Below are 24,595 nucleotides of genomic sequence, written 5' to 3'. Positions count from 1 at the left end.
TATGCACGTACACCAACTTACTTATCACTATCCGAAAGCGACGCGTCCTGTGCTCGACGGTGTTTCGTTCACACTGCAACCGAATAAGCTGAACGTCTTGATCGGACAAAACGGTGCCGGGAAGACAACACTGTTCGATTGCATGACCGGCACACTCTCAGTTGATCATGCGTCGTTGTCGCTCGTCCCCTCGACAGACATGCTCTATTTGACGCAAAATATTCTATACTACAATGAACTGACCGGCAAAGACCTCACCTACTTTATCGGACGGTTGTCCAAACGTCCCGATTTCAAGAAACTCGAGTCATATGTGAACGGCCTCTCGACCGCTCGGGAGCAAGAACTATTCGAACACTTATGGAAGATGAAACTCGGGAAGATGTCGGTCGGGGAGCGGAAATGGTTATTCGTGACGTTACTTGCCTCGGTCAAGCGCTCCCTCTATCTGTTCGACGAACCGACGAGCGGGGTCGACCCGGCATCCCGGATCCACATCATGCGGCGGTTACACCGTCTCGTCCAAGACGGACGGACGTGCCTCATCTCGACCCATCAGCTACATGACCTCTCACAATTTGATGCACATGTCATCTTCCTCCACGCGGGACGTGTGTTATATGAAGGCGACTTCCAAGACTGGTTGCGCGCCTCCGGGACGACCGATCCGGACGAGGCGTTCGTCACGATGGTCGAAGGAACAATGAACGATGTGGCGGTGACACGATGACCGACTCGTTTTGGGAACGCCACCGCTTCAAGTTCTATACGATTGGTATGGTCATCTGCGGTATATTGGTAGGTATGTTTTCATAAGAAAAAGCATCTGACACGACGTCAGATGCTTCTTTTAGTCGCCTGAACTCGATTTTCCGATAATCAGCTTCAGTACCACAATGATTCCGCCTAACATGACAGCAAAGGTACCAAGCGACCAGAGCATGTCCAACACTCGCATGTCCATCGTCTTCCTCCTTATTTGAACTGGCGTTTCGCTTCATCGCGATGCGCCGTCCGCAGCTCATGATTCGTCACGTGCTCCGGGTCAATCAACTCGATTTTTCGGTTCACCCATACTGACAAGAAGATGAATGGGATGAACAGAGCGAGCAACATGATTGCGAAGAGGACGAGTGACCCTTCAATCGCCCAAGCGATGGCGATAAAGATCCCAAGCAAGATGACGTTCGCGAGCACGATGCCGAACTCGAGCCGTACAAACTTTTGATAGCGCGCCTCACCATTAAACGTAAGCAGTAAGTTCATGCGATGCCACGCCCGGTAGAGGCTCGGCAATTGCGTCGCCATGATGATCACAGCGAACGTCGCGACCGTGATGTCTTGAGTAAAGATGAAGTAAAAGGCGATCCCTAAAATTGCGAACGTGAGCAAGAGCGCCGTCCGGTTCACCTTTCGGTCGTTCTCGACCATTTGTTTCAGTCGTTCATTTTTATTAACCATAGTTAGGTACTCCCATCATGATGTCTTTCGTTTATCGCGCTCGAGTTGCGCCTTGCCAAGCTCCGTCGCGGTCACGTGCTCCGGGTCAATCGTTTTCAACTCACGGTCGATGCGAATCCCAAGCGCTAGGAACGTGATCAGACCGACGATAACGACGATGACGAGCGTGAGTAGCGTGATCCACCCGAGCATCGAGCTCGCGATCAACAGCAAAAGAAACACGATGTTCCCTACTGCCAAACCGAACTCGGACCGCACTTTCTGTTGGTAGCGAGCATCGTCGTTGAAGGTGAGCAGCAACTTCATCCGATGCCACCCTTTATACAGTACGGGCAGCTGTCCAACCAAGATGATCGGCAACAGTAAGAGGACGTCCGTCGCCCAAAAATAGATGATGAACAGTGCGATGATCCCTATCGTCGGGTACAACATTTGTTTTTGTCGCTTTCGATCGTTCTCCATCATGCGTTCAAGTCTTGTGTTATGGTCAACCATCCAATCCCCCTAATCAAATCTCGTTACCTTCTTTTACGAAAGGAAACGGCAAATCGTTTCACTCAACTCGAATATCGTTATCGAGAATGTACATCGTCTCTTCGTAGCGTTGTTTACTATAGACGTCGTCTTGCCTGTGGAGCGTCTCAAAAAATGCTTCGAACAGTTGTTGATCTAAAGGCTTCCGTCGAATAATGACTTCTTGAATGACGCTTGTCGCCGTCTCTCGTAACGTCTCGTCATCCATCCAGGTCAACAGCTCACGAACGAGTTCGTTCGCCTCAAGTGAATCTAATCCATTGAACCAAATAACCGCACCAATCCTTTTGTCTTCTAGATGATCGCTATAGAGTAGGTGTCGCGCATCGTTCAGGAGCGCCTCCCCTTGTTTCATTTCAGTACCTGGTTCTGGAATCATTTCTTCATATACTGCCATATCCACCGTCGTGAGCGCTTCCGTGAATTGACGGAATGAGTCGAACAAGACATCAATCTCTTCCGTATCCGTATCGATATAGGCAATCTTCGGCGTCGCGCCTGCACGGTAGTCGAATGCGAGGAAAAAGTGCCCGTCACCAGCGAAGGCGATTAATCGGTCATCCTCGACACCCCATTCCGTCAATAAAGCTTTCGATTCGATCAGCCCTTTATTTAAACCAACTCCAGCAATTGAATCAACGAGAGCGATGTCATCTTGCCCATTCCATATAATCGGCAAGTCGCGCTGTTCGACATATCCCCCGTTCTGGATACGAATCGCCTCGAGATAATCAATCGGCAGTTTCACTCCGAGTCGCGTCTCCACTTCAGTCAACACGTCATCCGTTAATGCGGTCAACCGGTTCGGGTCGTCCGGTATATCGTTCCAAATGATCATTGTTCCCCTGCTTTCTTCAAACGTCTATATTGGCGAATGTCTTGATTCGTCACATGTTCTGGATCAATCTTTTTGAGTCGCTCATTCACCCACCATTCAAAATAAAGACAAGGCAAGACGATTAGCATACCAAGCAATGAATACGTGACGTGTTGAAAATTTTGAATGACTGTACCCCAAATAAATACCGCGAGCCCGATGACCGTCATGAAGATGAATAAAAAGTTGATTCGAACATATCGGCGATACAGCTCAGCCGAACTAAAGCGAAGCAATAGCTTCATCCGTAACCAGCCCCATAAAATCAGTGATGCGTAAATGACTAAAAAGGCTGCGAACACCTGCATGTTCGTTAAAGTGTAACGACTATGGAGATAAAACGAGGTCAAGATGATGATGGCGACTAGTAGACCAAATAAACGAATCGAGACTTGTTCAAACCGCATCAATTGAAGCAAGCGGTTTTTATGCTCGACCATCATTTGTCCTCCCATTTTCGCTTCAAGCGCTCACGTTTTGTCAATCCGATCAGACTATCGACGACGTGCTCATCATCGATTTGAAGAAGGCGTCGATCAATCACCATTTCGATGAGTAGAAATGCAATCGCCAAGCTCACTACCGTCCCGGTGAACAATGACAACAGGACCAACCCTGATGTAAAGAGCGACATCATCCCCATCATCCCGATCAATAAGACGATATTTAGAAACCCTTTCAAGCGAATCCAGCGACGATAGCGTTTATCCTCATTGAATGTCAAAAGCGTTCTTGTCTTACGCCAAGCTACGAAGCTGAGCGGCAGCGCGACAACGAAAAAGAAGACGAACGCAGCCACCTGCTCATAGGTGCCACCTGTAAAAAACCACAGTCCCCCCGCCAATCCAATTAAAAATGTTCCGATTAACATGACAATCCCAGTCTTATTTCGTTTATACAACTGCTCGATTCGTTCTTCTAGTGTCACCATAAATGTATTCCTCCTTGACACCAATTCGGATCGTTTACCGTATATACAAGTAGCATACCAATAATTAGGAGGTATTTCGATGGATATTCTGATTTTAGCTATTCTACTCGGCATCGTCGGCTTCATCGTGACCCGCTCTTATACCATCTATCCGTCATCGTTCGGAGACCGTTCCCCCGTCCAACCCCGCGCCTCGCTCACGACAACATGCCCGCATTGCCAAGCCGTCGTTAGACGGCAGGAACACGGGCAAACTTGTTCAACTTGTCGAAAATCCTTTTAGACAGCTTGCTTTTCTTTTTGGTGGACCGTCTCTTTTTTCCCACTCAACTGGAACAACAGCACCCCACCAACGATTAGCACGATGCCAAGCGCTGTCTTCCATGTGAACGGGATGGCTTCGAGCCCGAACCAGCCGAGCGTATCCCAGAGGAGTGCGAATAGGATTTGTGACACCATGACGATCGAGATGGCGTGGCTCGGCCCGAGCTGTTGGACGCCTTGCGTCACACTCATGACGACGCCGACTCCGATGATGCCGCTGAACCAATACCACGTCTCCATCCCCGTGACGGCGAACAGACCCATTCCTTCACTAATCAATCCGACGAGTAGCGATGCCAGGAAACCGAGGGCGAGCACGAGCGTCGTCGTCGCCCACGCCCCGACCTGTTCTTTCACTTTGGCGTTAAACGTATTCTGCACACATACGAGCATCCCGCCCATCACCGCGAGCATCATCCCAAGTGCCATGATGTATCCTCCTCATTCATAAATACTCTCCCCAGCAACGGCAATCAGCCCAGCGCGATCAATGATTGCAATCGACCGACGATCACGTTCAATCAATCCTTGTTCCACGAACCGTTTGAGCGTTCGGTTGACGTGGCGATAGCTCGTCCCAATCAAATCGGCGATGTCCGTCAACTCATCCACGGTCGACCCGAGCGTCGTCTCTTGCGGTGTCATCGACAACAGATAGCTCGCGAGCCGCACATTGACCGGATAAAACAAGTTAAAACTCATCGACTGCGACTTCATCTCGAACTTCTTCGTGATCCCTTCCAGCAAATAGTGGAGCCACGTGACGTCCTCCTTGGCATGACGCGCGAGGTCGTCGAAGCGGACGACGATCATCTCGACCGGCGTGACCGCCTCGACTGTGTTCAAGAACGGCGTACGTCGAACGTATTCGATGTCGCCAATCAAGTCGAGCGGATATTTGAACGACAAGACGAGCCGCTTCCCGGCCACTGACGTGTGGGCCACCCGAATCTTTCCACTGACGAGAAAGTGGAGCTGCTCGGCCTTAGCGCCTTGGGTGCAAATCGCCTCCCCCGTCGCGTAACGGACGAGCTTAAGTTGAGGTCGGACGGCTGATGGCAGCACCACATCCAACCCATACCGCTTCATATAATGGTCAATCTGTTCCATCACGTGTCATCCTTTCAATACGAGAATCCCGACGATCATCATAATGACACCTAGCAGTTGCGTCCGATTCAAGTCCCGGCGCAACATCCCGAACCAGCCGCGCCAGTCGATGACGAGCGCGAGGGCGAGTTGGGCGATGAGAAACAATGAAATCGTGAGTGTGACGCCGAGCTCATGCACGGCCGTCATATTGCTGAACAAGATGAACGCAGCGAATGCGCCCCCTGACAAATAGAGCGGCTCGACGCGACGCATGTGAACGTACGAACGGTCGCGAACGAGGAGCATGATGACAAGTGCGACGAGAAAACCCGTCAGTTGCGTCAACGTCGCTGCCTGCCACGTCCCGATACTCGAACTGATGCGAGCGTTGGCGACGCTCTGTAGCGTCAAAAAGAAGCCGCCGCTGATGGCGAACAGTACTCCGCGCATGTTGTCTTCCTCCTTTACGATAAACGAATCAGCATGATCCCGATGACCATGACGAGTAAACTGACGAGTTGTATCCCAGTGACCGGGTTCTTGGCGGCCCCGAACCAACCAAAACGGTCGATGAGCAGGCTTCCGCATAGCAAGCCGACAATGACGATGACGACGGCGATGCCGGTCCCGACCATCGGCACAATCAAGACGTTCCCGCCAATAAAGAGTGCCCCGATGATGCCACCGAGCCAAATCCACCAAGGCTGACCGCGTAGTCCGCGCCATTCAACGCTCGGCCGCAAGACGAGCAAGATGAGCAGTAACGTGACCGTCCCGACAACGAACGAAACAAGCGCCCCTTTCAAAGCCGATTCGAGCACCGTTCCCAAATAACCGTTGATGGCCGTCTGTGTCGCACTCATCATCCCGGTCCCGATTCCGACGAGGCGCCAGACGTTCAAATTGCCGGTTCCCGTCTGCGATGTGGCGACGAGTTTACCACGGCGACGGTTAATCCAGTCCGTGAGTGCGACCGTGCAGACGACGCCGAGTAAGACGAGCAGTGCCCCGAACACGCGCCACGGTGTGAGGACGTTGACGGTTGAATTAAACCAACCGAAGTGGTCAATCAACAGTCCCATCAAAATCTGTCCAAAGATCGGCATGATGACGGTCTGGACACTACCGAGTCTCGGGAACAGCAAAATGTTCCCCGTTAAAAAGATGACCCCCAACAAACCACCCGACCACATCCAAAGCGGTTCTCCTTGGAAAATGGATGATTCGATCCCGAATGACTGCCCGGTGAGCAGTAACGTGAGCGTTAAAAAGGTCGTCCCGATCGCAAATGACAGGAACGACGCGACGAACGGTGACCCGACGATGGTGCGCAGACGCGAGTTCACGCTCGTCTGCATCGGTAACAAAATTCCGATGACGAGTCCAATTACAATGGCTAACATAGTCTCTTCCTCGATTCTCTCTATATACTGTGTACGTCTCAAGCTTACTCCTCGAGCACTCGAGCATAAAGGACCGATGTCCTGAAAAATGAAAAAAGACGAGTTCCAACTATCAGGAACTCGTCTTTCGGTGCGTATAGCGCTCAGTTTTCGCTTCGTCGAACATCCGATTCGTCACGTGGTGTGCATCAAACGTCAGTATGACTCGATGGACTAGACGTGAAAACACCAACCCACCAATCGTGCCGACTCCTAAGATCGTTAGGAGTGGCCAAATCGTGAGAAACCCGGTGTGATGAGCAGCAAGCAGACAGAGAAACAGTAAAAAAATGAACCATTCGACGATAAAATCACTGTAAACCCAACGTCGATAGCGAGGCTCTGAATTAAATGTCAGCAACACTTTCGTCTTGCACCACGCAACACACAATTGCGGCAAATACACTGCAAATAGGATGAGCGGTAAGTAAATCGATGTCTGATACGAGATGAACGCGACGACGATGAGGTTGAAGAAGAGACCCCAATAGCGCCAATGCCACGTCGCATCCTCATGTGCGAGCAAACGCTCGATTCGTTCCTGTTTCGTCAACATCTTCATAGCAATCCACTCGCTGTTGCCAATTCAGAGCGGACCGGTTGAGCTGCATCCGCGCTTCGGACAGTCTCATTGAAGCGTTTATACAGAAGCGGCAACAGCACCGCCATCCCAAGGACGAGAATCCATGTCCACCAAGGGACCGCCAGTTTATAACTTGCCACGCTACCGACGATCAAGACGTACCACCCACCTAAAATCCGGTAGACGTTTTGCGTCGCCACTCGTGCTTCGCTTTGATTGGATAGACGAGCGAATGCCTTCCCTTCTTTTAGCAAATACACGATTGAACCGCTGGCGAACAAACCCATCAACCCTAAGCCCACCCACCAAATGTGATCCGCGAGCAACGTGACAAATAAAAGTCCAGGGACAGGAGCGAACAACATGTCTCGTCGCCGCTTCCTTTGCTCACGATATCGATTCATTTCGTCAATCCGTTGTTGTTTCGTCATACGATTCCATTCCTTTTCTAATCATTGATTCCGTCAAGACGACGTTTTAACTTCTCGCGATTGGCTTTAGCCAGCATGTTCGACGTGACGTGTTCCGGGTCGAGTTTGAGCAGTTTTCGATCAATCCACAGCGGTAACAAGACAGAAGGTGGTGCCCCGATGACAATCACCCACATCAATACGTCCTTATGGACTTGCCCCGTTAAAAACAGGGCGATCAGACTGAACAATAAGATGAACGTGAAAACGAGTGAGGAAAACTGTAGTTTAATGAGACGTCGATACGTCCAGTCGTCATTGAACTGCAGATAGAGCGTCGTCTGTTTCCATTCGAAAAACAACGTCGGGATGAGACTGACCACCGCAATCACGCCAGAGTAAGTCGTCTGCATCATGAAATAGAGTGCACTCACAAAGATGACGACACTGCTCCCAATCATAAAACGACGATACGTCGTGTTGATTTGTAACAACGCTTCAGTCCGGGCTTCCCTGTTCATCTCGTACCTCCTCAGTCTCTGACGTTGTCGAGTCGAATCTCACGCAACATCGGATGATCTGGATCGATATCCGTCAATCGCTCGTCTTGTTTTCGAATTAAGCGGTAGCCACCGTATAGTACACCAACTGCCACAGCTAATATCCAGGCGTACATCCAACCAAGGTTAAGCGTCAGCGCAAACGATAAAATGAATACGACGAACAGCGCAAAGACAAATCCGTTCCGACGGGCGATGATGATTTTGGCATCCTCTCGCTCGGTCAACTCGGTCTCGACTCGGTTCGCCTTGAAGAAGATTCCTCCCAGCAGCAACAGACAGACGAGTACGCCGGCCACATACCACCCGTTCCATGAATCCGATTGAATCAATCCGACGAGACAAAACACCATCGGAAACGTGAGCAGACTTTGAAGAACGGCCGTCTTTATATTGGTTTTATAAATCAGATTGATACGTTCTTGTTTGGTCATCGAATCCCCCCTTAAAAGCTTTCTCGTTTGACGTCGCGACGCCTCGGTTGCTCAGGATCAATCCGTTTTACTTTCTCATCAAGCAGGCGTTCGACAATTACCAGCGCTAACGCCGCAAGGGAGAAGATGAAAAAGGGGACCCAACTGATTGTTTCGAGCTTCAAAAGCAACGGGAAAAACAAACAGCTAAAGACAACCATCATATAGTCGAACACATATTGAATGTGGATGACCCGCTTCGCTCGAATGTGGTCTGTGAAACTGCTCATGAATCGACTTTCCCGCATGATCATCACGCCGTATGCTAACAGCGACACGACCATCAAACTTCCGTATACGAGCGATCGTGTCTCGGTTTGTAGAAAGAAGAAGAGCAATACCCCAATCGGAATCGCAAAACCGAGTCGTACGAGAAGCCATTTCCGGTTTGCGGTAACCATTTGCTTCAAACGGTGATGTTTATTCATAAGCTACTCCTTTAATTGTGATGGATCCAAGCTAACCTCATGTCTGTTTCAACCTCACCACGTGAATCTCGTGCGTTGAATCTCGCGACGAGTCGGTTGTTCTATATCCATCCAGCTCAACTGTTGATCAAGTTTATGTTGCGTAAACAAGATGAACGCGCTACCACTGACGAACAGAACAAAGGGAATCAAGCTGGTCAGGATATTCAGTCGCATCATCATCGGAAAAATCACGGCCATCATGATGACGAATAAGTAGTCGAGTTGATATTGGATACCGATCACCTTTTTCGCTTGATCATGCGTCGTTAATGCTTTGACGAAGCGCGCTTCCCTCATAAACAAAATACTTGCTGCACTGGTCAACGATAGAAGGAACGCTGCCATAATCATCGGGGAGCCTTGCGACTGTAAGAAGTAATAGATCAAAACCCCAGTCGGCAAAGCAAACATCAAACGTAACAACATCCACTGTACATTCATTTGTTTCACGCTATGTAATCGTTCTTGTTTACTCATCGCATTCACCTCTTAACTAACTATACGGTTGTCAGTGAAAAAAGTTCCGTTTTTTTACAATTAACTTCACAGCCACCTACTCGCTTGACGAACCTGTGACTTCGCTTTACAGTTTAGTTAACTTAACTATATTAAAAGGTAGAAAGACTGAGGTTTTCTTTATGAATTTCCTACAAAATACACGCTTCGTGTTCACGTGGTTATCCGGCATGACGCTCACACTCGGGTTCTCGATTTTCTTCTTGAGTGTATCCTGGCTCACAATCGATGTGCTGAAGCAACCGGCCCTTCTCGGGATTATCATGACCGCCGTCTCGTTACCGCGTGTCGTAATGATGGTGTTCGGCGGTGTGTTCGCCGACCGATTCCAAAAGAGTCGGCTCTTGTTTTTGACGAACCTCGGGCAAGGTCTTCTTATGGTCGCGGTCGTAGCGCTCCATCTCGCGGACGCGTATTCAGTGTTCGCCTTGATTATGATTTCCATCGTGTTCGGTCTACTCGACGGCATGTCTTATCCAGCGTTGTCATCTTTGATTCCGTCGCTCGTCAAACAAGAAGAGCTACAACGTGCCAATTCGCTCTTCCAAGGAACGCTCGAGCTCATGTTCGTGTTTGGACCGTTTCTCGCCGGGGCCTTACTGACATGGGGTGGCTTCGGGCTCAGCTTCGGGACGGCGGCCGTCCTGATTTTCATCGCCGCCATCTTGATTATGCCGCGCTTGATTCGTGATTCGATTCCCCTAGCCCGTGCCATGTCGCTCGGTCATGTCATCGTTGACTTGAAAGAAGGCATCCGTTACGTCTCGAGCACACCGATTTTACGGAGCGGGACGTTGTCCATCGCCATCGTCAACCTGTTCGTCATGGGTCCGCTCATCATGAGCATCCCGATTCTCGTCGGTGAACGGGGCGGCAACGCGTTTGATTTGAGTTTGATTGAAGGTGGACTTGCTGTCGGGACGTTCGTCGCGAGTTTTCTCGTCCTGTTGTTCCGCTCGGTCCATCGTGGTCGCTTCGTCTTCCGCGTCCTGTTTTTGACGATTGGCGCCTTCTTCCTCTATACGCAGGCGCAGTCCATCACACTCCTTGCCTTGGCTGCGGCCGCGAGCGGATTCATGTTGATGCTCGTCTACTTGCCAACGGTCACACTCATGCAAGAACATAGCGACCATGACAAGATCGGACGGGTCATGAGCATCATGGCGCTCGCCGCATCTGGCCTCGAGCCGATCGCGTTCGCTGTCCTATCGATTTTGGTCGCCTTGGCTGTACCGATTCAAACGCTCCTCATCTCGTTTGGTATAATCGGATTAGTATTGAGTATCGTGTTATACGTGCGGAGCCAGACGTTCCGTGACACGCGATGAAAGGAGAACGACGATTGAACGACACACGCAAACAGCAAGTCATCGAGATGTACCGTCAAATCGACGAGCTCGACTTGTTGTTCACCAAATACTTTACCGAGTTGAACGAATTCGAACTCAGTTACCAGCAAGAACAGATGCTACTCCTGTTCAAACGACAAGACACATGGACGACGACCGAGATTGCGACGAAGATGAATATCTCGAAAAGTGCGGTCAGCCAAGTGCTCAAAGTACTCGAACAGCGTCAGTTTGTTAAAAAAGAGAAGAACCCGGACAACTTGCGCGAGAGTTTCATCCGACTCGGACCGATCGGTTTAGAGTATTCGAAACAAATCGATGCGATTGAAGAACGGCTCGCTGAAGAGATGTTCTCCGTACTCGAAGATGACGAGATGACGATGATCAATCGCTCACTCGCGCTGATGATTAAAAAGTTCAAATGAAAAATGCGTATCGTCCCTGACTCGGGAGGATACGCATTTTTGGTTAGAGTTGATTGACGACACGTTCCGCTGCCCGGAGCGCGCCTTCGATATGGCCGCCGAACAAGGAGTCCGTCTCCGTCCCAGCGAGTGAGAGTCGTCCTTCCCATGCTGAATCGAGCGCGATCGGTTGATAGACCGGGAAGTCGGTCAACGGCTGGGCATCTCGTGGGCTTGACGTGTCACGATCACTCGACCAATCGACGTATAACACGTCACGCGGATGGCGCGCTTCTTCCCCGAACAGACGCACGAATTGATCGATGACGCGACGATTCAGCTCGTCCCGGTCGAGTACCGAGCGTTCGGTAGCAGACAACCGGAAGAAGCCGAATAACGCGGCCAATCCGCCCGGCTGCGAGGCGTCATGAATCTCCTGCAACACCCCGGCCCAGCTCATGCCTTGACCAGATTGACCACTGTCTCGCCAAAACGGGCGGTCGTAGACGGCGAGTACTTTCGCCTGTCCAGCCATCCAGGTCGGCGTGTTTGCCAGCTTCGACTTCGTCGTTTCAGACAGTTCAGGGTGAAACGAGATGCGTGAGACGAGTCGTGGCGGGATGGCTAAGATGACATGTTCGAACGCTGTTGTCCGTCCGCCTTCGAGCTCGACCAATATCTCGTCTTCCGCCTGTTGAATTGAGGTGACGGTCGACTCGAGTTGAATTGTCCCTGCCGGTAGTGTCGAAGCGAGCGACGTCGTCAAACTGGCCATGCCACCGACGAGTCGCATCGATGGAACAGTGTGACCTGGCGGGAGCGTATGACGCTCGATGACACCGAACTGCCGCTCGAGCACCAAGTCCCCGCTCGTGTGTTGAGAGAACGTCGGGAGACCGAGTCGTTCGATCAGTTGCGTGATTGTCGTCTCCGTCTCTGGCCAATACCAGGTCGGGCCGAGGTCGAACCCGTCTTGGCTCAACACCCGTCCCCCGATGCGACTGCGCGCCTCGAACACGGTGACGTCATAGCCTTTCTCAGTGAGGAGCGACGCGGCATATAAGCCGCTCACGCCCGCCCCGATGATGGCGATTGATTTGGTCATATAAATACTCCTTCTCTATACGTGGTGCTCCCATTATACTGAAAAAGACGAATGTACATAATTTGGGCGCACCGCTCAGGAAAGGGCGTTACGACGTGAAGCGTTTCTTCTATTACATCTTATTTCCTTACATCTTGTTGATGCGAGGATTATATCGATTTATCAAAACAGAAAGTACAATGTCTTATGCATTCATGCTGTTCTTTGTTCCTGCCCATGTCCTCATCATCGGATATGGCCTCCAAGTGTCGCTTTTACTAGAAACCGTTTTTAGAATTTATCTTTTGGCAGGATTGTTCACCCCAATGTATTACTTCGAATCGGATGTCAGGCGCAGACGCGCAAAATCAGGATACGTTCCACTTAATGAACGGTAACGTCTAAGAAAGGATTTACCAACATGTCCAATACCGTCAAGACGCTACTTTATCCGTTCCTCGTAGGCATTCGTCTGTTCTCTCGATTTCGAAGAGGCAAGATCTTGATGTATCTCCTTGCCTATCTATTCGTGTTCTCGTTTGAAGGATTGCTGTTTTTCCAAATCCTCTACGTACCCAATTTAGTTCGGACGTTCGTAATCATGTATCTCATCCTCGGGATGATTTACGTCGAATTTCATTTTGATGATTTAGACCAACAGAAGTCGCTTTAATAAATGACTGTCATCGTGGAAGAAACAATGATTCATACTGATCAATCAACTTACCCAACCAGTCATCTTGAACTTCTTCTGACTCCATGCCTCGCTCTAAGTCATCTATGATTTCACTGTTTGGAAAATAGAGGCGCAATACAAACAGACTGTCTGTAATCGTCGATACAAAACTTTGATCTTCGACGTTGATTGTCAAATACGCACCTCGAATCATCCGTTTGACGAGTGACCGTTTTTCGTTTCCCGTCATACGTCTTGTCTTCAATTGCACTTTCGCTTCTCGTAACTGATCGAACAAATCTCGATTCAACGCTCGGCTAGTCCGCTCGTCCGGTTTCATATACGGAAAACGATGAGACAAGTCAGTCCCGTCAACACATGCACACATGTGACGTAACCAAAATCCCCATTCAACATGATTAGTGGGCTCAAGCACTGTATCCAACAGACCAATGTCATAATCAATTTTGATTACTTCCGGATGTTCCCGCAACAGGAGCACGGTACGTCGCTTCAATACATTATCATCCATTTCCCGTTTGACGATGACCGTCACGTCTAAATCCGACCGTCCGGCTACAGCCGTCCCGCGACCGACGCTTCCATATACATATACGCTATGCAGCGCTTCAGCGAATTCTTCTCGCAACAATTGAATCACTTGATCAAGCACTGGCCGAAACATCGGTTGAATCCGTATCACGTCTGTTTGATTGATGACGTAACCCGCCTCGTCTGTACCTAGTCGTGTCGGTAGCTCCATCACACACCCTCCTCAATAAACGTCGTCACGTCGAGCACTTGTCCGAGATCAACCCGAGCGACGAGATAGTGATACTTCGTGTTCGTCTCCGGATACTCCTCGACAATTGATTCGCACCAGTCAATGTCGAACATCTTCTCCCACGATTTTTTCAACTCTTCCTCATTCCTAGCTTCCCGGTCTTCAAACGAGAGAAAACACCGATTCAACGCGAACGTCCAATAACCGGCCTCGACTGCGAGCACATGTGCGTCCGGCAGCTCAACCGTCAGCACGACGCCCGGTTCTCCAGATTCCAAGTAGCCACCCCGTGCGACGTCTGGCCTTGTTTTGCTCAACCAAACCGGATAGTTTCCACGAAGCGAGATTTTCGTCCGTTGCTCATATTGCCCCGCGAGCCAATTGTAGGCAGGGCGATGATACGCGTAGTCCTCGTCTTGAAAAATGCCGTACGCCGGATTCCCAAACAAGTAGCCACACGCATTGGCAGCTTCCCAGGCGCCCGCATGTTGATATGTATAGTAAATTGCCATAGGTTCACCTCTTTTTTTGAAGATACTGTTAGCATAACTGACCTTCCCACTTTGCATCCATCACGGGAATCGTTTGGGTTTGTCTGAATTTGGAAGTATACTAGCCGTATGGATTACATAAAGGAGGAAAAAGCATGAATGTTTTAATGACGTTACTATTTAGTTTATTGGCAATACTTGTCCCACTCGCGTTACTCATCGCGGTCATCGTGATGATTGTTCGATTTATCGATCGCTACGAGAAGCGGGCGGATGCGCGACTCGAGTTGGATCGTCAAACCGCGGCTCATCAGCAACAACAGTTCGACGTCTTAGTGGAGCGCCTCGAGCGAATCGAAGAAAAAATAGAGACACGCCCTTAATGTCGACATCACTCACGATATGGACGAAACGTCTCGTCACCACAGCCATCATCGGTGGTCTGTTACTCGTTGCGACTGTTACTTGTCAACGTGTCTTCAATATGTCGGAAATCAATCTGTTGATTGATAAAGCGGACGAACAACAGCTAAGCTATGAATTGATTATTTATAATCCGCTCACCAATGCTTACAGTTTCGATATCATCGATAATTAAGCGAAAGGAGTGTTTGAATGGATTGGACCACGATCCTGTTGACTGCCTCATTGATCTTGAACGCCTTCTTGATCAATATCATTGCGCAACAAGCAAAGGACATGAGTGCATTGAAACGAAAACAACTTCATACCGAACCAATCGTGCAAGATGCTGAGTTTCATGCGTCGATTAAGGAAAAAATCGATACGATTGGCGTGATTCCGACCGTTAAATTCTTGCGTGAGACATATGACCTGTCGCTGCTTGAAGCGAAACAATTGGTCGATCGGGTAAACGAAAGGGAGTAGCGTGTGCTACTCCTTTTTGACTGCCTTTATTTTAAAAAGAAACCGACTTTACCGCGTTCATAGGCTTTATGCGTCACGTGTTCCGGGTCGATGTTAGCAAGCTTTTGATCAATCTTAGAAGAAGCAATCCACGCAAATAGATTGAACGCCACAACGAGAATCAAAATATTCTCTTGTTCCGGACGTAACAGCAACGTCACAATCAACACACAAAAGATTACAATCACGGCCATCCCGCTCCAATACTCATACCAGACGAGACGCCGATAGTCTGGAGCCTCGTTGAACGTGAGCAGCGTTTTCGTCCGTGCCCACACTTTGACGAACAAGATGACCGGAATGAACAAGACGAACCCTACCAGTTCAGCGAGTCGACGCTCGCCTGTGAACCAAAAGATGACGCCAAGTAAGACGATGAACACTCCAAGAAGAAGTGCTTGGCGGGTGGAACGTTTCCCCGCCTCATATAAATGATCAAACCGTTCGCGTTGGGTCATATTCATATTCCTTTCTACGATTGCATCGTTTATATTCAAGTAGACTGTCATACAAAGAAAAGAGGGTGTTCATGAATCCTACACAAACCGAAGTCCTGGTCTATTTCCAACTGCTTGCCGATGATTTCTCAATCGAAGATGTGACGCGTCGGCTAGGAATCATTCCTACAGAAACCTTCAAACGAGGTGAAAAAGGCTATTCTTCCCATCCTCGCGAACATACATCGTGGTCACTCGGTACGGGCTATCAGCCTTCATTTGATGTGAACGATCAGCTGCAACATATCATTGCTCAACTTCGTGGAAAAGAACCAATTTTAGATGACATTTACAGTGCGTATGACGACATCAAAGCGCGATTCATCATCGTAATCGTAATGGAAGGCGGTCAAACACCGTCGCTTGTGTTTGATTTGGAGACGATTCAATTCGCCCATCGGATCCGTGCCGAGTTTGACATCGATTTATATGCGAACCCATATCAGGATGAGGGGTATTAGACTTCACCGGACTAACATTCATTCGTCTAAGGACACTTCCTGTTCTTGTCTCGCTAACAGAATCTGAAACCCGCACAGCAACAGCGGGAAAATCATACGGAAATCCCGTGAAGGATGGCGAGCACCTACCACATTTTGGTTCGTGCATTCACTTTCTTGATCTCCTTTTGATATGGATCATTTATGATGCTCCACAATTTTTCGCATGTTTTTCGCCTTCACTGTTCGACATGTTGATTTAACAAAGCACCGTACAGTCTTTTTCGGAAAGGCTGTACGGCGTCTGCGTCACACAGCTTGATCGTGCATCGCAATAGAAGATTTCAAAAAAGAATTTCTCAAAAAATAGCGGCTCATACCTAATAAGGTAACTGCCCCGACGAGATACAGTAATCCGTGTCCAACCCAGTCCGCGAGCGCTCCACCGAGTAAATAACCGAACGGAGCCAATATTCCTTGAAGGGCATAGACAACGGTCAATACGCGTCCTAAATAATCAGGTTCGATTTGACGCTGAAGAAGCGTTTGAAATTGAATCCCCATCATCCCAATCGCCACCCAAGCCATACTAAAACAAATCAACGTCACGCCAAAATTACGATTCAACCAAAATGCCGAGATGCACCAAGCGACTCCACCGAATCCGGTTGCCAAGACGAATGTCCATCGTAACGAACGCCAAATCGAATCGATAAGCCGCTTCCCAATAACGTACCAATCGAAATGGCTGCAAGCCATAAGCCGTATTCCTGTTCCTTCGTCGCCAAAATCGGGAGGACGCCAAGCGAGATCGAAATCATGAAGTTAAGGCACGTGAAGACAAGAATCAACGTGCGAAACGAACCGAGTTTCCATACGTAACGAAATCCAAATTGTAAATCAGCAAAATACGGAAAATCACTTGGTGTGTGGCCCTTTGTTTCGTTGATGCGTAACAAAAAGCCAATCCCCCCAAATAAAAACAGATAGAGGATGGCGTTACTCGTATAGACGAGACCGACACCAATAAGCGCCAGCAAAATCCCAGCAATGGCATTGCACAAGATATCGAGACTATGATAGGTGAACGTGAAGAGTGCATTGACTTTTTGTAGGTCCGCCTCCCGAACGAGAGTCGGAACGAGTGCATACTCCGTTGGATAACTCAATTCGCTCGCCAACGTCGCGACGAACAAACCGACAATGACGACCCCTACCGACAGTTCATCTATTACATATAAACTCGCGAGGATTGTGAAGACAGTCGCCTGCACTGCCATTGCCCAAAGCAATAACTTCTTTTTGTCGTAACGATCGATCAACGGTCCATACAGCACTTGAAACGCAACCGGCACCATTGCCACAAACGTCGTGACGCCAACCCAAAAAGACGAGTCCGTCATGTCTTTGACGTACCATACCGATGCTAAAAAATAAAAACTGTCCGCGAAATTCGCAATCACACGTACAGATAACAAAACTACTATGTTCCGATTCATATCATCCGCTCCTCATTTGATTTGTCTAGTAAGTTCGAGACAAATCATAAGGCGGTCCGCGAATATAAGGTTATATGTCGTTCAGGTAATGATACATGACGAGCTCCTTTCGAATTTATTTTATCTAGATGCTAGGCTTCAGCCGTTTTTTATCGAATCGTCTCTTGTTTCATATGTCTCCAATGAACGAAAGCATTCGCAAACCAAATAATCGTCAATAACGGAAACATGACGAGCATCCATGTTGAACTCTCGATTTGAAAAAGCGGCATCATAAGCAAAAGGACGATATTCAATAGACCTACACTGAGATACATGAGAAAAAGGCGTCGATGTTTCGCTCTCATTATGAGTTCTCTCCCTTCTCTTCATAACCACTAATCCAAAACTCAATCTTCAAGTTTGCAAGTTTCATCAAGAAGTCTGGGTCAAACCCCAACTTTAAATCACCATAATAAATGACACCTAAGTCGATATAAATATGGTCGGCTCCACAAGAACGAAGGGTGTCGATATGTTCCGTAAGGGTGTCTACCATCCAAAAGAGTCCGATATACGGATTTTCCATTTGTTGAAATTCCATTGGTGGTTCAAATGACGCATGACCGTGCGTAGCAATCTGCTTTCCTATGCGCTCCATCTCCCCGACTTCGGTCTGGGTATAAAACCGAATGCCTGTTTTCTCCGATGCGACGCGAGGTGAGAAATTCTTTCCGATTAAATGGCAAGGAATCATAAATTGATCTGGAGGATACCTTTCGAGCGTTTCACTCATGATTGTGGACTCGGATATTTCACCGCATTTTTCTCAAGCTTCTCTTCAATCGCCTGCGACACATCAATCCCTGCCGCATGGGCGAACGTCAGCGCATAGATGAGGACATCCGCGAGTTCTTCTTTCATCTCGACGTGTTTAGTCTCGAGCGCTTCTTCGCTCGACACCCATTGGAACACCTCCAACAGTTCGCTCGCCTCAAGCGATAACGACAACGCCAAGTCTTTCGGGTTATGGTGGAACGCCCAATCGCGCTCGTCACGGAATTCAATCACTTTGTCCATCAATCGTTGTACTTCGTTCATGTCTGTACCTTCTCTCTTTGAATGTGTAGCAGCTTATCTCGCAACGCTTGATTGCTCGCATACAAATAAAGTCCTCGGACGCCTCGCTTCATCAACACATTAATCGAGTTCAAGACAATCTGTTCTTTCGCCAACTCGACATCTTTAACACCGTCAATCCCAGCATAAGCTCCTGTATCTTTATAAAGATTCGTGTCAATCACCAAGCAATCCTTCGTCTCATCGTACGTTACCGAAGGACCGAGCACGACGCCGACGTAGTTCAAATCAAAGCCTTGAATTGTATAAATCGACCCGGCCTCAGCAATCGTCTCAGATTTCTCGGCCCACGTCGTCTTGCCGCCCGTCGTATTCCACGGCATCTTATACTCCCCGTTCGACTCATAGACGTAATACGTTTCTCCATCCTTTTTATGAAGATAATCAAACGTCGACACGACTCGACTGAGTCCATGTTTCTGATCTTGTTCGATAATCATTTGATGCATCTCTTCCAACGTTTCAAACACGCGCAAATCATAGTCTGTAGACGACGGGAATACCTGTATCTGCTTAGCTTTAAAAGCGTTGATCCAATCGATGACATCCTCATCCGCCTGCATCCGAAACTGATTTGTCAGTTTATATGTTTTCAAACACTTCGCTTTTTGTTTATATCTCTTTAATACACTTTGGTCCCACCGGCTCTTCAGCTTTAACACTTGGTCTTGGTCGAAGATGACAATGACAATTTTTGCGATCTTCATCAATTCTTCGAGATGATTATCTGCCCGAAAGTTGTTGTATGCATCTGACTTCGTCAATAGAAGGTGCGCCTCGTCGACCAAAATGATATCGACCTTCTTATCTTTTAACTTGTTAAGGAGCGGCGTCGGTTTGACGAAATTGACAGCCTTCAAGTGTTTGACTTGTTTGGCAATCCCCTTATACGTCTTCAGCATCTCCTCATGATTGACGACCAAATAGTTCTCTGTTTGATACAGATTCGAACCCGCTTCATTCGTTCTCGCCTGAATCGTATTAAAGATGGAGCTCAGTACAACACTCTTGCCGACACCGGCCTCTCCTTCAATGACATACAAGTCTCCATACGTGTCTTCGGGCTTGGCCTTCGTAATCCGTGTCTCACAGAATTCAAGCACACGCTCTTTTAAATCCATCTGTTCAACGGATAGTTCTTTGAACGGCGACAATTTAAAGATGTCTTTGTTCTCGATGGCGTGCAGGTCGTTTTCGACGAGCCCATTCTTATGTAGCACACCCCATAACTCAGGAAACAGCTCATTGTCGTAGAATGATTTATTGTAATAATTGTGTGTGAAGTCGCTTGCCGTCTTGCTTTTGTTTTGTAAGGTGTACTTCTCGTCCCCTAAAAAGTAGTTAATCAACTTCGTCTCAAGATGGAACGTCGCCGACCGATTGAACGTCTCATGCTTTACGAGATTGATTTGGTCTACATTTTTCCGATCAGCTTGTTTCAGCTTTAGATGTTGCTTCATGCGCTTTTGGAAATAGACGGTCTCTCCGATATACGCTTCCTTCAGTCCGTTCAAAATATAAATCACCGGATAGTTCAAGTAATCAGCTGTCCGATCAATCTCATCTATACTCGTTTTATCAAAATCTAAAGGAATGACCTCAATCATCTTCACCGACACACCCTCATCTAATTTCAAATTATCTCCAGTTTAGCATAGTCTTATTCCATTTCATTACTCAAGTCTTTCCTGAATCAATGGTATACTCCAACTAAAAAGGGAGGGATTTGGTGCTTACTTTCGACAACGTCTCTGTTCGCCAACAAGACACGCTCATCCTTGAACATATCTCATTCACCATCAATCCGGGTGAAATCGCAGCCATCCATTGCGGCGTCACTTCCCGGGAAATATTGTTCGCGCTATTGACGGACGAGCATGCGAACTACTCCGGGACCATCGATACAGCGAATTGTACGCTGTCACTTTTCTCCATCCGTGACGGGTTATACGACCGGCTAACTGTCGAGGAATACTTGCGTTTCACGCACACACTTTACGAATCGATGGAATCGCTGGATACCGTCCTACAAACCGTTCAACTCACCCCATACCGGAACAAACGATTGAACCGACTCAGCTTGTCACTCGTCCGGCGCGTTCAATACGCGGCACTACTGCTACATAATCGCGACATCTATGTCCTCGAAGAACCGGATCAAAACGTCGATCAAGAGACACGGCACTTGTTCGCGACAGTCTTGATGAAACTGAAGCAGCAACAAAAAGCCATCCTGCTCCTTACGAGCAACATGGAGAGCGCCCTGTTCGTCACGTCGACCGTCTATCGCATCGACCATCGACACTTGCGCTTACTTGATGTGGAACCGGATGAACCGGATACGAACGAAGACGTCACGCCAGAGGTCATGCAGGTCCGCTTCGAGAAGATACCGACGAAAGTGAACGAGAAGATCGTCTTGCTCGATCCACCGGAAATCGACTACATCGAAAGTCAAGATGGCCAATCTGTGCTGCACAGTCAGTCCGAGCAGTTCCCGAGCGTCTTCACGATGAACGAGCTCGAGGCGCGTCTGACGCCGTACGGCTTCTTCCGTTGTCATCGATCGTACATCGTCAACCTGCAACGGGTACGAGAAGTCCTCACGTACACGAAGAACAGTTTCAGCCTCGTGCTCGATGATGCGGCGAAGACGACCATCCCGCTCTCGAAGACGAAAATGGCCGAATTGAAGACGATGATCGGGCTGAAATAGGCTCCATTCACCGCCTCATCCACTCCACTCGATCTTCATAAAGCGCCATTTGCCGCCATTCTAATGCGCCCCCCTTTTCCTCTCGATATGATGTAAGCAAGCAAGACGACATCGACGAGGAGGAACGAGAATGGACTCAATCATTCAAGTGAACGGATTAAAAAAGCTATTCGGCAATGAAGAGGCGTTACGAGACGTGACGTTTTCTGTTAAAAAAGGAGAGGTGTTCGGGTTCCTCGGACCGAGCGGATCCGGGAAGACGACGACCATCAAAATTTTGACGTCGCAACTCGCCCAGACGTCAGGTGACGCCACCGTATTCGGCGTCCCGGTCTCAGAGTTGAAACAAGAACAGTATCGGAAGCGGATCGGCGTGTTGACCGACAACAGTGGCCTATACACGCGCCTCTCGATTGAAGAGAATCTACAGCTCTACTGTGATCTGTATGACGAACCGCGTTCACGAATCGATGACGTACTCCAGATGGTGAATTTGGCCGGCGAACGCAAAAAACGCATCTCCGCCTTATCGCGCGGGATGCTGCAACGGGTGACACTGGCTCGGGCGTTGTTGCATGAACCGGAACTGTTGTTTTTAGATGAGCCTACGTCTGCGCTCGACCCAGTCAACTCGCGTCATATTTATAAAGGGATTGAACGGTTGAAGGCAAAAGGGACGACGATTTTCTTGACGACACACGACATGAACGAAGCCGAAGAACTGTGCGACCGCGTCGCCTTCTTACATCAAGGGGAAATTCAACTGCTCGACGCCCCGAAACGATTGCGCCGGAAATATGCGAACGGCTCGATGCGCGTCGAACTGCATGACGGGGAAACGGTTGAATTGAAGCAAGGAAAAGACGGTGCCGACTGGCTCCATGAACAGATGCGCGACCAGAATATCGCGGCCATCCATTCGAACGAGCCGACGCTCGGGGATATCTTTATCGAAGTGACGGGGAGGAAATTATCATGACATTTTCAATGAAACGGGCACTTGCCATTTTCCAGAAAGACTATAAAGACTTGTCGCGGAACTTATTCGTCTCCTCGACGTTGATCATGCCGCTGTTCTTCGCCGTCTTCTATTCACAGCTCGGCGGAGGAGGCCTCGACGTGACGTACTTCGTCATCAATATCACGTTCAGCCTCGTTGCGACGTTCGTCCAGTGTGCCTTAATTGCCGAAGAGAAAGAGAAGAACACACTCCGTGGGCTGATGTTATCGCCGGCGAGCACGCTCGACATCTTGCTAGGGAAGAGTGCGCTCACGTTCGTGACCACGCTCATCCTTATCGCGGCGTGTGCCTTTATCATGGGATACAGTCCTGCGAACCTACTCGTCATCTCACTCGCATTGATCGTCTCGACGTTCTTTTATATCGGGATTGGGACGATTCTCGGATTGATGACGAAGACGGTCATGGAAGCTTCGCTCATCGTCATGCCGGCGTTTTTCTTCTTCTCGTTCTCACCGATGTTGTTGGTGTACGAGGACCGTTTCTCTATCATCGGTTTACTCGAGTATTTGCCGAACATCGTCTTGATCGACCTCGCGCATCAAATCGAGGCGGGAGCTGGACTCGGCTCTACATGGGTGGACCTTGCGATTCTGACTGCCTGGGCACTTGTCATGTTCGTCGGCAGTACTATGATGTATAACCGGAAACAAACGGATTAATAGAAAAATGGTGTCGCTCCGACTTGAAAAGCGACACCATTTGATAAATTTTATAAGTCTTTAAGGTCTTCTATATCATCTTGACGATCATGCTTTATCGCATCCAACGCACTAATAGTTGACTCAAAAATCTCTATATCAAAACCTTTATTACCTAATCGGAATCGTTTTTCTACCAGTTCTTCATTAATAGATTTTGAACTCTCTAACATAGAAATTAAAGAGTCTATTCTTTGACTCGGGTGTGAGCTTTTAAGTATCTTCCATTTCTCATTCATCACATGTAAATAATGATTAAAAGCTAATTTTTCCGTCCATGGTATGTTGGCTGGATCAGGACTTTCAAGCAAAGAACGACTATATTCAGTAACAGGACCGAAAAAGTCTTTTAAATTTCTTTTAAATGCCAAGCTTAATTGTTGTTGATTGTATTCTCCTAAAGTATTTCCATCAAAATACCATATTCCTTTTCTTTTAAATTCATCTTCATCACTTTCAAAGAAAATACTAGGATCAAAAGATCTAACATTTCTATAATTCCCCGTTGCAATGCCTGATACTCCAACTCCACCAAAAATTAAACTTTGTTGATTGGAATATCCCATAATAACTTTTTTCCCTGCGATATTTAAGCTTATCAAGGCGTCGAGGAGACTATATAAATAACTTTCGTTTTTTATCAAATAGTTATCAGGACTTTTCAAAACTATATAATAACCATCAACTGGATATTGTACACATCTATTAATTAATTCACTGAATTGTTTTTCATTTTTTACTACATCAGGACCTATCGCTAAGGTTTGATAAGTAACTTTTTTTTCAGGGTATGCCATACCACCCAACATCATATTTTCATGAGCATCAAACCACTCTTCAGTAATGCTATTTGTATACATCCCAGAGATAATATATTCATCTACATTAAGATGTTCATGTTGATATTTAATAACATTCTCACCAAAAATTTGAGCCGTTTGTTTATCAAATTCAAGAGTAGAGTAATCTAGGTCATCAAAATAGGGAAACTTTAAGATTTTATCCATATTAGTTTTTGGTTCATAAAATTGTGGATCAAATAGTATTTTTTTATTCTTTCGCTGTAATTTAGAACCGTGTTGTGCAATTTTAACTATCGATGACTGTCTTTGAAGTGATCTTGGAGACAAAATAAAAGCTATATCATCGGGCTTGTCTGCAAATTCTTCATTTAATTTCATCATTCCATAACCTTGTTGTAGATAAAACGTCAT

36 protein-coding genes are annotated in these 24,595 nt (G+C 47.9%); 11 read left to right on the top strand and 25 right to left on the bottom strand.

Annotated elements, in window-relative coordinates; all coding sequences use genetic code 11:
• The first annotated feature begins 1 nt into the window (after position 1).
• The gene (locus EVJ34_RS13905) at positions 2 to 730 is read left to right on the top strand and encodes an ATP-binding cassette domain-containing protein (RefSeq protein WP_131486002.1); all 729 of its coding nucleotides are present in this window, start codon (positions 2 to 4) and stop codon (positions 728 to 730) included.
• A 245-nt stretch (positions 731 to 975) separates the two neighbouring features.
• On the opposite strand, the gene EVJ34_RS13900 is transcribed toward EVJ34_RS13905, so the two are convergent.
• The 15 genes from EVJ34_RS13900 to EVJ34_RS13830 all read right to left on the bottom strand — a co-directional run bounded on the left by EVJ34_RS13900 (position 976) and on the right by EVJ34_RS13830 (position 9,634).
• Entirely contained in the window at positions 976 to 1,461 is a 486-nt protein-coding gene (locus EVJ34_RS13900) for a hypothetical protein (protein ID WP_131486001.1), read from the bottom strand.
• A gap of 15 nt (positions 1,462 to 1,476) precedes the next feature.
• Complete coding sequence (locus EVJ34_RS13895) at positions 1,477 to 1,956, bottom strand: hypothetical protein (protein ID WP_131486000.1); 480 nt, start codon at positions 1,954 to 1,956, stop codon at positions 1,477 to 1,479.
• Between the two features lie 58 nt (positions 1,957 to 2,014).
• Positions 2,015 to 2,833 carry an SMI1/KNR4 family protein gene (locus EVJ34_RS13890; RefSeq protein WP_131485999.1) on the bottom strand — a complete coding sequence of 273 codons (819 nt, stop codon included), beginning with the start codon at positions 2,831 to 2,833 and terminating at the stop codon, positions 2,015 to 2,017.
• Positions 2,830 to 3,312, bottom strand: a complete 483-nt coding sequence (locus tag EVJ34_RS13885) for a hypothetical protein (protein ID WP_131485998.1) — start codon at positions 3,310 to 3,312, stop codon at positions 2,830 to 2,832. The genes EVJ34_RS13890 and EVJ34_RS13885 overlap by 4 nt, the downstream gene beginning before the upstream one ends.
• On the bottom strand, positions 3,312 to 3,803 hold the full coding sequence (locus tag EVJ34_RS13880; protein WP_131485997.1) for a hypothetical protein: 492 nt from the start codon (positions 3,801 to 3,803) through the stop codon (positions 3,312 to 3,314). The genes EVJ34_RS13885 and EVJ34_RS13880 overlap by 1 nt, the downstream gene beginning before the upstream one ends.
• Positions 3,804 to 4,082: 279 nt before the next feature.
• The gene (locus tag EVJ34_RS13875; protein WP_131485996.1) at positions 4,083 to 4,556 is read right to left on the bottom strand and encodes a DMT family transporter; all 474 of its coding nucleotides are present in this window, start codon (positions 4,554 to 4,556) and stop codon (positions 4,083 to 4,085) included.
• 12 nt (positions 4,557 to 4,568) lie between these two features.
• Positions 4,569 to 5,237, bottom strand: coding sequence for a Crp/Fnr family transcriptional regulator (locus EVJ34_RS13870; RefSeq protein ID WP_131485995.1), 669 nt, complete (start codon positions 5,235 to 5,237; stop codon positions 4,569 to 4,571).
• A gap of 6 nt (positions 5,238 to 5,243) precedes the next feature.
• The gene (locus EVJ34_RS13865; protein ID WP_131485994.1) at positions 5,244 to 5,669 is read right to left on the bottom strand and encodes a DMT family transporter; all 426 of its coding nucleotides are present in this window, start codon (positions 5,667 to 5,669) and stop codon (positions 5,244 to 5,246) included.
• Between the two features lie 14 nt (positions 5,670 to 5,683).
• A complete protein-coding gene (locus EVJ34_RS13860) occupies positions 5,684 to 6,622 on the bottom strand; it encodes a DMT family transporter (RefSeq protein WP_131485993.1) in 939 nt (312 codons plus the stop codon).
• 112 nt (positions 6,623 to 6,734) lie between these two features.
• Positions 6,735 to 7,217 carry a hypothetical protein gene (locus EVJ34_RS13855; RefSeq protein ID WP_131485992.1) on the bottom strand — a complete coding sequence of 161 codons (483 nt, stop codon included), beginning with the start codon at positions 7,215 to 7,217 and terminating at the stop codon, positions 6,735 to 6,737.
• A gap of 2 nt (positions 7,218 to 7,219) precedes the next feature.
• On the bottom strand, positions 7,220 to 7,675 hold the full coding sequence (locus EVJ34_RS13850; protein WP_131485991.1) for a hypothetical protein: 456 nt from the start codon (positions 7,673 to 7,675) through the stop codon (positions 7,220 to 7,222).
• 17 nt (positions 7,676 to 7,692) lie between these two features.
• Complete coding sequence (locus tag EVJ34_RS13845) at positions 7,693 to 8,175, bottom strand: hypothetical protein (protein ID WP_131485990.1); 483 nt, start codon at positions 8,173 to 8,175, stop codon at positions 7,693 to 7,695.
• An 11-nt stretch (positions 8,176 to 8,186) separates the two neighbouring features.
• Complete coding sequence (locus EVJ34_RS13840) at positions 8,187 to 8,648, bottom strand: hypothetical protein (RefSeq protein ID WP_131485989.1); 462 nt, start codon at positions 8,646 to 8,648, stop codon at positions 8,187 to 8,189.
• An 11-nt stretch (positions 8,649 to 8,659) separates the two neighbouring features.
• Entirely contained in the window at positions 8,660 to 9,115 is a 456-nt protein-coding gene (locus EVJ34_RS13835; RefSeq protein ID WP_131485988.1) for a hypothetical protein, read from the bottom strand.
• A gap of 54 nt (positions 9,116 to 9,169) precedes the next feature.
• On the bottom strand, positions 9,170 to 9,634 hold the full coding sequence (locus EVJ34_RS13830; protein ID WP_131436832.1) for a hypothetical protein: 465 nt from the start codon (positions 9,632 to 9,634) through the stop codon (positions 9,170 to 9,172).
• A gap of 161 nt (positions 9,635 to 9,795) precedes the next feature.
• Here EVJ34_RS13830 and EVJ34_RS13825 point away from each other — a divergent pair, with 161 nt between their 5' ends.
• The gene (locus EVJ34_RS13825; protein WP_131485987.1) at positions 9,796 to 11,001 is read left to right on the top strand and encodes an MFS transporter; all 1,206 of its coding nucleotides are present in this window, start codon (positions 9,796 to 9,798) and stop codon (positions 10,999 to 11,001) included.
• A 14-nt stretch (positions 11,002 to 11,015) separates the two neighbouring features.
• The gene (locus tag EVJ34_RS13820; protein ID WP_236636718.1) at positions 11,016 to 11,447 is read left to right on the top strand and encodes a MarR family winged helix-turn-helix transcriptional regulator; all 432 of its coding nucleotides are present in this window, start codon (positions 11,016 to 11,018) and stop codon (positions 11,445 to 11,447) included.
• Positions 11,448 to 11,490: 43 nt separating this feature from the next.
• Here EVJ34_RS13820 and EVJ34_RS13815 read toward each other — a convergent pair whose 3' ends face one another.
• Positions 11,491 to 12,531 (bottom strand): flavin monoamine oxidase family protein, encoded by a 1,041-nt coding sequence (locus tag EVJ34_RS13815; protein WP_131485985.1) that lies wholly within the window; start codon positions 12,529 to 12,531, stop codon positions 11,491 to 11,493.
• 400 nt (positions 12,532 to 12,931) lie between these two features.
• Between EVJ34_RS13815 and EVJ34_RS13810 the strand changes: the two genes are divergently transcribed.
• Positions 12,932 to 13,183, top strand: coding sequence for a hypothetical protein (locus tag EVJ34_RS13810; RefSeq protein ID WP_131436824.1), 252 nt, complete (start codon positions 12,932 to 12,934; stop codon positions 13,181 to 13,183).
• Positions 13,184 to 13,193: 10 nt separating this feature from the next.
• On the opposite strand, the gene EVJ34_RS13805 is transcribed toward EVJ34_RS13810, so the two are convergent.
• Positions 13,194 to 13,949 (bottom strand): nucleotidyltransferase domain-containing protein, encoded by a 756-nt coding sequence (locus tag EVJ34_RS13805; protein WP_131485984.1) that lies wholly within the window; start codon positions 13,947 to 13,949, stop codon positions 13,194 to 13,196.
• Entirely contained in the window at positions 13,949 to 14,482 is a 534-nt protein-coding gene (locus tag EVJ34_RS13800; RefSeq protein WP_161568922.1) for a DUF3841 domain-containing protein, read from the bottom strand. The genes EVJ34_RS13805 and EVJ34_RS13800 overlap by 1 nt, the downstream gene beginning before the upstream one ends.
• A 134-nt stretch (positions 14,483 to 14,616) precedes the next feature.
• Here EVJ34_RS13800 and EVJ34_RS13795 point away from each other — a divergent pair, with 134 nt between their 5' ends.
• From EVJ34_RS13795 to EVJ34_RS13785, 3 genes are read left to right on the top strand one after another with little or no spacing between them, the layout of a single operon-like run.
• The gene (locus EVJ34_RS13795) at positions 14,617 to 14,844 is read left to right on the top strand and encodes a hypothetical protein (RefSeq protein ID WP_131485982.1); all 228 of its coding nucleotides are present in this window, start codon (positions 14,617 to 14,619) and stop codon (positions 14,842 to 14,844) included.
• Complete coding sequence (locus EVJ34_RS13790; RefSeq protein WP_131485981.1) at positions 14,844 to 15,059, top strand: hypothetical protein; 216 nt, start codon at positions 14,844 to 14,846, stop codon at positions 15,057 to 15,059. Before EVJ34_RS13795 ends, EVJ34_RS13790 begins: the two co-directional genes overlap by 1 nt.
• Before the next feature lie 17 nt (positions 15,060 to 15,076).
• Positions 15,077 to 15,349 carry a hypothetical protein gene (locus tag EVJ34_RS13785; RefSeq protein ID WP_131485980.1) on the top strand — a complete coding sequence of 91 codons (273 nt, stop codon included), beginning with the start codon at positions 15,077 to 15,079 and terminating at the stop codon, positions 15,347 to 15,349.
• A 26-nt stretch (positions 15,350 to 15,375) separates the two neighbouring features.
• On the opposite strand, the gene EVJ34_RS13780 is transcribed toward EVJ34_RS13785, so the two are convergent.
• Complete coding sequence (locus tag EVJ34_RS13780; protein ID WP_131485979.1) at positions 15,376 to 15,846, bottom strand: hypothetical protein; 471 nt, start codon at positions 15,844 to 15,846, stop codon at positions 15,376 to 15,378.
• 71 nt (positions 15,847 to 15,917) lie between these two features.
• Here EVJ34_RS13780 and EVJ34_RS13775 point away from each other — a divergent pair, with 71 nt between their 5' ends.
• Positions 15,918 to 16,346 carry a DUF4279 domain-containing protein gene (locus EVJ34_RS13775; RefSeq protein WP_131485978.1) on the top strand — a complete coding sequence of 143 codons (429 nt, stop codon included), beginning with the start codon at positions 15,918 to 15,920 and terminating at the stop codon, positions 16,344 to 16,346.
• Between the two features lie 288 nt (positions 16,347 to 16,634).
• Here EVJ34_RS13775 and EVJ34_RS13770 read toward each other — a convergent pair whose 3' ends face one another.
• The 5 genes from EVJ34_RS13770 to EVJ34_RS13750 all read right to left on the bottom strand — a co-directional run bounded on the left by EVJ34_RS13770 (position 16,635) and on the right by EVJ34_RS13750 (position 20,550).
• The gene (locus EVJ34_RS13770; RefSeq protein WP_236636717.1) at positions 16,635 to 17,000 is read right to left on the bottom strand and encodes an MFS transporter; all 366 of its coding nucleotides are present in this window, start codon (positions 16,998 to 17,000) and stop codon (positions 16,635 to 16,637) included.
• Complete coding sequence (locus tag EVJ34_RS13765) at positions 16,949 to 17,824, bottom strand: MFS transporter (protein ID WP_131485977.1); 876 nt, start codon at positions 17,822 to 17,824, stop codon at positions 16,949 to 16,951. Before EVJ34_RS13765 ends, EVJ34_RS13770 begins: the two co-directional genes overlap by 52 nt.
• A 346-nt stretch (positions 17,825 to 18,170) precedes the next feature.
• Positions 18,171 to 18,599 (bottom strand): hypothetical protein, encoded by a 429-nt coding sequence (locus EVJ34_RS13760; protein WP_131485976.1) that lies wholly within the window; start codon positions 18,597 to 18,599, stop codon positions 18,171 to 18,173.
• Positions 18,596 to 18,904, bottom strand: a complete 309-nt coding sequence (locus EVJ34_RS13755) for a nucleotide pyrophosphohydrolase (RefSeq protein ID WP_131485975.1) — start codon at positions 18,902 to 18,904, stop codon at positions 18,596 to 18,598. Before EVJ34_RS13755 ends, EVJ34_RS13760 begins: the two co-directional genes overlap by 4 nt.
• A complete protein-coding gene (locus EVJ34_RS13750; protein WP_131486054.1) occupies positions 18,901 to 20,550 on the bottom strand; it encodes a DUF2075 domain-containing protein in 1,650 nt (549 codons plus the stop codon). The genes EVJ34_RS13755 and EVJ34_RS13750 overlap by 4 nt, the downstream gene beginning before the upstream one ends.
• A 122-nt stretch (positions 20,551 to 20,672) precedes the next feature.
• On the opposite strand from EVJ34_RS13750, the gene EVJ34_RS13745 reads away from it, so the two are divergent.
• The 3 genes from EVJ34_RS13745 (at position 20,673) to EVJ34_RS13735 (ending at position 23,342) form a co-directional block, all read left to right on the top strand.
• Positions 20,673 to 21,659 carry a LytTR family transcriptional regulator DNA-binding domain-containing protein gene (locus EVJ34_RS13745; RefSeq protein ID WP_131485974.1) on the top strand — a complete coding sequence of 329 codons (987 nt, stop codon included), beginning with the start codon at positions 20,673 to 20,675 and terminating at the stop codon, positions 21,657 to 21,659.
• Positions 21,660 to 21,789: 130 nt separating this feature from the next.
• A complete protein-coding gene (locus tag EVJ34_RS13740) occupies positions 21,790 to 22,638 on the top strand; it encodes an ABC transporter ATP-binding protein (RefSeq protein ID WP_131485973.1) in 849 nt (282 codons plus the stop codon).
• On the top strand, positions 22,635 to 23,342 hold the full coding sequence (locus tag EVJ34_RS13735) for an ABC transporter permease (RefSeq protein WP_131485972.1): 708 nt from the start codon (positions 22,635 to 22,637) through the stop codon (positions 23,340 to 23,342). The genes EVJ34_RS13740 and EVJ34_RS13735 overlap by 4 nt, the downstream gene beginning before the upstream one ends.
• Before the next feature lie 50 nt (positions 23,343 to 23,392).
• Here the strand turns inward: EVJ34_RS13735 and EVJ34_RS13730 are convergent, their stop codons facing one another.
• Entirely contained in the window at positions 23,393 to 24,595 is a 1,203-nt protein-coding gene (locus EVJ34_RS13730) for a hypothetical protein (RefSeq protein ID WP_131485971.1), read from the bottom strand.

Source organism: Exiguobacterium sp. SL-9 (assembly GCF_004336985.1).
Lineage (GTDB): Bacteria > Bacillota > Bacilli > Exiguobacteriales > Exiguobacteriaceae > Exiguobacterium.
Note: the sequence above shows the minus strand (reverse complement) of the source record. Positions and strands in the feature narration are given on the sequence as shown.